Genomic DNA, 887 nt, shown 5'->3' with positions numbered 1-887 from the left:
CGAGCGGGCGGGCGCGCGCGCGAGCGCCTCCTCCACCCGGGCGACATCGGCCATCGCCTCCCCGGCCGCGTCGAAGGCGATCAGCACGTCGAGCCTCGTGACCAGGAGGTTCAGCCGTTCCGCCAGCTCGCCGCGCAGGGGGGCGAGCTCACGGTCGGCGCGCGCCGAGAGCAGCCCACTGCCCACGGCACCGCCCACGAATGCGAGGACGACCAGCACCAGCAGCACCGCACCCATTGCCGGCAGGAGCAGCCAGACACCGGTCACCGAGAGCGCCGCGACGACGGCCGAGACCAGCAGCGGCTGCACGATCCGCAGCGGCACGTCCTGCTGCGCGTCCACGTCGGCCACCACCCGCGAGACCAGGTCACCGCGGCGCACGCGGCCGAGACCGTCGGGAGCGACGGGGACCAGACGCTCGTAGACGCCCGCCCGCAGCTCCCCGAGGGCGCGGAAGGCCGCGTCGTGCCCCGTCAGCCGCTCCACATAGCGGAAGAAGGCGCGCGCGAGAGCGAACCCGCGCACCCCGACGACGGCCATCGAGAGGAAGAGGATCGGCGGCTGCTCGGCCGCTCGCACGATCAACCAGGCCGAGCAGGCCAGCAGCGCCACGACGGAGGCGGCGGACAGCAGCCCGAAGGAGAGCCCCGGGAGAAAGCGGCGCGGGCCCGGCATCGCCGCGCGGAGGACCTCGGTGCGCTTCATCGGACGACCGCCTCGGCGGACAGGGCGAGCACGGAGTCGGCCGCCGCGATGGTCGCCGGCCGGTGGGTGGCGACCACGACGATCACGCCGCGGTCCGCGAGCATCCGGAGCCCGGTGAGCAGCGCGCGCTCCGACTCCTCGTCGAGCGCCGCCGTCGGCTCGTCCAGCGCGAGCACGCGGCA

General features: G+C 75.2%; 1 protein-coding gene and 1 pseudogene. Both read right to left on the bottom strand.

From position 1 onward, the window contains the following. Window positions 1–705: ABC transporter domain-containing protein (locus ACH61_RS15665; RefSeq protein WP_461786701.1), on the bottom strand; the 705-nt coding region annotated here is incomplete at its 3' end. Next, a pseudogene (locus ACH61_RS17710) lies at window positions 702–887 on the bottom strand (hypothetical protein); the annotation flags it as partial. The gene ACH61_RS15665 and the pseudogene ACH61_RS17710, both read right to left, overlap by 4 nt.

Origin of the sequence: Rathayibacter tanaceti (assembly GCF_001634385.1) — a bacterium.
GTDB lineage: Bacteria > Actinomycetota > Actinomycetes > Actinomycetales > Microbacteriaceae > Rathayibacter > Rathayibacter tanaceti.
This window is presented reverse-complemented; position numbering and strand designations above follow the sequence as displayed.